This is a genomic window from Paracoccus sp. (in: a-proteobacteria), from assembly GCF_030604785.1.
In the GTDB taxonomy this organism is placed as follows: domain Bacteria; phylum Pseudomonadota; class Alphaproteobacteria; order Rhodobacterales; family Rhodobacteraceae; genus Paracoccus.
In genome coordinates this window covers 1-5,178 of record NZ_JAUVVF010000075.1, presented here as the reverse complement: position 1 = coordinate 5,178, position 5,178 = coordinate 1, and the positions used below count along the sequence as shown (strand labels likewise).

The following is a 5,178-nucleotide window of genomic DNA, read 5'->3' as shown; positions in this document are numbered from 1 at the left end:
CGCTTTCGCCCATGGCGATGAAATGGCGCTGCGCCACCTCGGCGAAGTAGATCGAGAAGATGAAGGTCAAGAGCAGCGTGTGATAGGGCTGGCTGGCCCAGTCAAAGAACCACCAGCCCCAGATCCGCTTGCGATCAAGCCCTTGCCGCATCTTTTCCCCCTTGGACGCCCGGCGCCCTAAGGGCAGCACGCCGTCAGGCTGGCAAGTCGTGCGATTGCGCGGGGCCAAAGGGCGGCCAGGGGCGCAGGGCGTCGGCCTCGATCCAGGCGGCGATCCAGTCGGGCAAGGGCGGGCTGTCGGTCGGGTGACCAAGCGCCGCCATCACCTCGGCCGGGGCGACGATGCCCTGTTTCGAGGTCACGGCAGAGCGGATCAGCACCTGATTGCAGCATTCCCCGCCGCGCCACATGGATTGCTCCATATAGACGAAGCGATGATCCCAGCCGACCATGCGCGACACCATCGTGAAGCGGTCAAATGCCCGGATGCGCCGCCGGTAGCGGGTCGAATTGCCCGCGACCGTGATCCCCCAGCCCCGTGCCTTCAGGATCGGGATCAGCCCGGTCCGGCTGGCCAGGGGGATGCGGCCCAGATCGAACAGGGTCAGGGTGCGGCCGTTGTTCAGCTCGATCCAGGGGTCCAGATCCCAGGGCCAGCAGAGATGCGTGGAAACATGCGCGTCCAGCGGGCCGAGGCGCGGCGCTTTACGGTATTTCAACATCTCCTTGGCAAAACGGATCAGAGGATACATCGGCGGCCCTTTCGCTGTTCGCGCCCGTGGTGGCCCCGGATCACGCGGGCGTCAACCCGGACGCGGCGGCAGGCGGTCGCACCGGGTTGCTCATCGGGTTGCGCCGGGCGAATCGCGCGTCCATACAGGTGCAGGACCGGCCCACAGGGCCGCAGACAGGATGACGGGGAACGCGGATGGTCACGCTGTATCAAGCCTTGCAACTGATCCTTCAGATCATGTGGTTCGTGATGATCGTCCACATCATCATGTCCTGGCTGATCAACTTCCAGGTCCTGAACCTGCGCCAGCCGCTGGTCGCGCAGCTCTGGGACGGGCTGAACCGTCTGCTTGAGCCGATCTATCAGCCGATCCGCAACATCCTGCCCAATACGGGCGGGTTGGATCTGGCGCCGCTGGTCCTGTTCGTCCTCATCATCATCGCCCGCAGCGCGCTGGCGAACAATGCGGCCTTCTTCTACGGCTATTGATGGCGCGCGACCTCTCCTCGGGTGATCTGCTGCGTCAGGTCTGGGGCTTCGACGGCTTTCGCCCCGGCCAGCAGGAGATTGTCGAGGCCGTGGCCGAGGGGCGCGACGTGCTGGCCATCATGCCCACGGGCGGCGGCAAGTCGCTGTGCTACCAGCTGCCCGCACTGATGCGGGACGGTGTGACGGTGGTGATCTCGCCGCTGATCGCGCTGATGCGTGACCAGGTCCGCGCCCTGCGCGAGGCGGGGGTCGAGGCGGGCGCGCTGACCAGCGGCAATACCGAGGCCGAGACCGATGCCGTCTTTCAGGCCATCGCGGCGGGCCAGATCAAGATGCTCTACCTGGCGCCCGAGCGGTTGGCCTCGGGCGGGACGGTCTCGCTGCTGCGGCGGGCGGGCGTGACCGCGATCGCGGTCGACGAGGCGCATTGCGTCAGCCAGTGGGGCCACGACTTCCGCCCGGATTATCTGCGGATCGGCGATCTCAAGCGGGCGCTGAACGTGCCGCTGGCCGCCTTCACCGCGACCGCCGATGCCGAGACCCGGGCCGAGATCGTCACGCGCCTGTTCGAGGGCGCCGAGCCGCTGACATTCCTGCGCGGCTTCGACCGGCCCAACATCCGGCTGGCCTTCCAGCCCAAGGACAGCCCGCGCAACCAGGTCCTGTCCTATGTCGCGGCGCGGCGCGGACAGTCGGGCATCATCTATTGCGGCGCCCGCGCGCGGACCGAGACGCTGGCCCAGGCCCTGCGCGAGGCCGGCCATCCGGCCATCGCCTATCACGCCGGCCTTGAGGCCGAGGCCCGTCGCGAGGCCGAGGCGCGGTTCCAGCGCGAGGACGGGCTGATCGTCGTGGCGACCGTCGCCTTTGGCATGGGCATCGACAAGCCCGACATCCGGTGGGTGCTGCATGCCGACCTGCCCAAATCGATCGAGGGTTATTACCAGGAGATCGGGCGCGCCGGCCGCGACGGCGATCCGGCGGACACGCTGACGCTTTACGGGCCCGACGACATCCGCCTGCGCCGCACCCAGATCGACGAAGGCCTGGCCGAGCCCGCCCGCAAATCCGCCGATCACGCGCGGCTGAACGCGCTTCTGGGTCTGGCCGAGGCGACTGGCTGCCGCCGCCGCCGCCTGCTGGCCTATTTCGGAGAGGAACTGGCCGAAGATTGCGGCAATTGCGATCTCTGCCAGTCGCCGCCCAAGCTGTTCGACGGCACGATGGCGGTGCGCAAGGCGCTGTCGGCGATGCTGCGGACGGGGGAATGGTTCGGCTCGGGTCATCTGATCGACATTCTGACCGGGACGACCACCGAAAAGGTGCGCGAACGCGGGCATGACCAGCTGCCGACCTTTGGCGTCGGGCGCGAACACGGGCGCGGCCAGTGGCAGGCGATCTTCCGGCAGATGATGGGGCTGGACCTCTGCCGCCCCGATCCCGAACGCCACGGCGCGCTTCACCTGACCGAGGCCGCCCATCCCGTGCTGCGTGGCGAAACCGGTGTCACGCTGCGACAGGATACGACCCGCACCAAGGCGGCGAATGTCCTGCGCGCCCAGGTCTCGGAAGAGGACGAGCCGCTTCTGTCCGCGCTGAAGGCCCGTCGCCGGGCGCTGGCCGAGGCCGCGCGCGTGCCGGCCTATGTGATCTTTCCCGACCGCACCCTTATCGAGATGGCCGAGCGTCGGCCCCGTGATCTGGACCAGATGGCCCGGATCGGCGGTGTCGGCGCCAAGAAGCTGGAAAGCTACGGGCAGGCCTTTCTCGAAGTGATCGCGGGCGAGCAGGCGCAGATGCATCCCGCCCGCCGCGCGCTGGCGGGCCGCCCCGAGGGCGCGCTGTTCGACCGACTGGTCGCCGCCCAGTTGAGGCTGCAGCGCGGCGAGGACGGAACGGAGAAACCGCTGAGCTGCTCGACCGCCCAGATCCGCCGCATCGCCGAGGCGCGGCCTGCCAACCTTGACGCGCTGGCGCGTCATCTGGACGAGGCGCGGCTGCGGCGTTTCGCGGATGCCTTCCTCGACGAGATCGCCGCCGCCGACTGACCGCGCGCGTCAACGGAACGTGATGCATCACGGATGCCTCGGCCTGCGTGTCTTGTGCGATACTGAGGCAGGCCCGCGCCGGCCCTGATCGGAGGATGCGATGAAACTGAACTGGTCTGACGTCACCCCGCACCGGATCTATCTGGACAGGCGCAGGTTCATGGCGGGCAGCGTCGCCGCGCTGGCCTTTGCGGGGCAGGCGCAGGCCCTGACCGGCCGCCCCTCGCCCCTGTCCACGGACGAGGCGCCGAACAGCTTCGAGGAAATCACGCAATACAACAACTTCTATGAATTCGGCACGGGCAAGGAAGACCCTGCCCGAAATGCGGGCGCATTGACGATCGATCCCTGGGCGGTCGAGATCACCGGCCTCGTCGACCGCCCCGGCCGCTATGCCGTCGAGGATCTGGCCCCCGAAAACGCTCTGGAGGAGCGAATCTACCGGCTGCGCTGCGTCGAGGCCTGGTCGATGGTGGTGCCGTGGATCGGCGTGCCGCTGGCTTCGGTCCTGAACCGCGCGGGGCTGCGTCCTTCGGCCAAATACGTCGAATTCGAGACGCTTCTGCGCCCCGAGGAGATGCCCGGCCAGCGGCGCCCGATCCTCGACTGGCCCTATTGCGAGGGGCTGCGGATCGACGAGGCGATGCATCCGCTGACGATCCTGGCCACCGGCCTGTACGGGCAGCCGATGCCCAGACAGAACGGCGCTCCGATCCGGCTGGTCGTGCCGTGGAAATACGGCTTCAAATCGATCAAGTCGATCGTGCGGATCAACCTGCGCGAAGATCAGCCGCTGAACACCTGGCAACAGATGCAGCCAAGCGAATACGGCTTTTACGCCAATGTGAACCCCGAGGTCGATCACCCCCGCTGGAGCCAGGCCACCCATCGCCGTATCGGCGCGGGCCTCTTCGCGGGACGCGAACCGACGCTGATGTTCAACGGCTACGCCGATCAGGTTGCCTCGCTCTATGCGGGCATGGATCTGAGGGTGAATTATTGATCCGCGCCCTGAACGATGCGCTGCGCCGGGTGCCCGTACCGCTGATCTGGGCGCTAGGCGCGATTCCCTTCGCGCTGCTGGTCTTCGACACGGTGACGAACAATCTGGGCGTCGATCCCGTCCAGCGGATCGAACATCGACTGGGGCGCACTGCGCTCTACCTGCTGGTGGCCGGTCTGGCGGTAACACCGCTGCTGCGCCTGACGGGTATCTCGCTGATGCGGTTCCGCCGGGCCATCGGGGTGCTGTGTTTCGGCTATGCGCTGGCGCATGTGCTGGCCTGGATGGTGATGGATATGGGGCTGCTCTGGGGGCAGATGGGCCGCGACATCGTCAAGCGCCCCTATCTGCTGTTCGGGATGCTGTCCTTCGTGGCGATCTTCGCGCTTGGGATCACCTCGAACAATCTGTCGATCCGGCGCGTGGGCGCGGGGGCCTGGAGGCGGCTTCACCGGCTGGTCTATCCGGCGGCTCTGCTGGCTGGGATGCACTGGCTCTGGGCGGTCAAGGTGAACGAGATCGCGCCGCTGGTCTGGGCGTCGGTGATCGTGGTGCTGCTGGTCCTGAGAATCGCGATTCCCCGGCCATTGGGGCGCGCCGCCGGAAGAGTTGCCTGAATAATCGTTCTTTATCAGCTGGTTGCAATTTTTATGCGTCGGGGATGCATTTTTTTGGACGAACCCGCTTGCGTCTTCTGTCGGTGGGGCCTATCTACCGCTTCACCGAAGGCGGGAACGTTGACGGGGCCGGGAGCGGCGCTGCGAGGCGCGGGACTGGCGGAAATTCTGGGAATGGATGACCGGGCTGGGCGTCGAGAGATTGGCGCTTGATCCGTGATTTTGTTTCCTCTGCTTTTTGACATTGATGGATATCTGAAGAGATATGTGGGCGGTCTGATCGTTTAT

At 66.6% G+C, this 5,178-nt stretch carries 5 protein-coding genes and 1 pseudogene; 4 read left to right on the top strand and 2 right to left on the bottom strand.

Annotation, left to right across the window (positions count from 1 at the left end; all coding sequences use genetic code 11):
* Positions 1–151 (bottom strand): annotated as a pseudogene (locus tag QAR72_RS15460) (MFS transporter); the annotation flags it as partial.
* Between the two features lie 43 nt (positions 152–194).
* On the bottom strand, positions 195–752 hold the full coding sequence (locus QAR72_RS15455; protein WP_304618270.1) for an acyl-CoA thioesterase: 558 nt from the start codon (positions 750–752) through the stop codon (positions 195–197).
* 176 nt (positions 753–928) lie between these two features.
* Here QAR72_RS15455 and QAR72_RS15450 point away from each other — a divergent pair, with 176 nt between their 5' ends.
* From QAR72_RS15450 to QAR72_RS15435, 4 genes are all read left to right on the top strand, one after another.
* Positions 929–1,222, top strand: coding sequence for a YggT family protein (locus QAR72_RS15450; RefSeq protein WP_304618269.1), 294 nt, complete (start codon positions 929–931; stop codon positions 1,220–1,222).
* Positions 1,222–3,270: a DNA helicase RecQ gene (recQ, locus tag QAR72_RS15445; protein WP_304618268.1), complete on the top strand. Its 2,049-nt coding sequence runs from the start codon at positions 1,222–1,224 to the stop codon at positions 3,268–3,270. Before QAR72_RS15450 ends, recQ begins: the two co-directional genes overlap by 1 nt.
* A 100-nt stretch (positions 3,271–3,370) precedes the next feature.
* Positions 3,371–4,273 carry a protein-methionine-sulfoxide reductase catalytic subunit MsrP gene (msrP, locus tag QAR72_RS15440; RefSeq protein WP_304618267.1) on the top strand — a complete coding sequence of 301 codons (903 nt, stop codon included), beginning with the start codon at positions 3,371–3,373 and terminating at the stop codon, positions 4,271–4,273.
* Positions 4,270–4,890, top strand: coding sequence for a sulfite oxidase heme-binding subunit YedZ (locus QAR72_RS15435; protein ID WP_304618266.1), 621 nt, complete (start codon positions 4,270–4,272; stop codon positions 4,888–4,890). The genes msrP and QAR72_RS15435 overlap by 4 nt, the downstream gene beginning before the upstream one ends.
* Positions 4,891–5,178: the final 288 nt, after the last annotated feature.

What these genes read in the sequence shown, in the direction of transcription:
- QAR72_RS15450 (WP_304618269.1), top strand. Translation starts at nt 929, where the DNA reads ATGGTCACGCTGTATCAAGCCTTGCAACTGATCCTTCAGATCATGTGG.
- QAR72_RS15455 (WP_304618270.1), bottom strand. Translation starts at nt 752, where the DNA reads ATGTATCCTCTGATCCGTTTTGCCAAGGAGATGTTGAAATACCGTAAA.
- msrP (WP_304618267.1), top strand. Translation starts at nt 3,371, where the DNA reads ATGAAACTGAACTGGTCTGACGTCACCCCGCACCGGATCTATCTGGAC.
- recQ (WP_304618268.1), top strand. Translation starts at nt 1,222, where the DNA reads ATGGCGCGCGACCTCTCCTCGGGTGATCTGCTGCGTCAGGTCTGGGGC.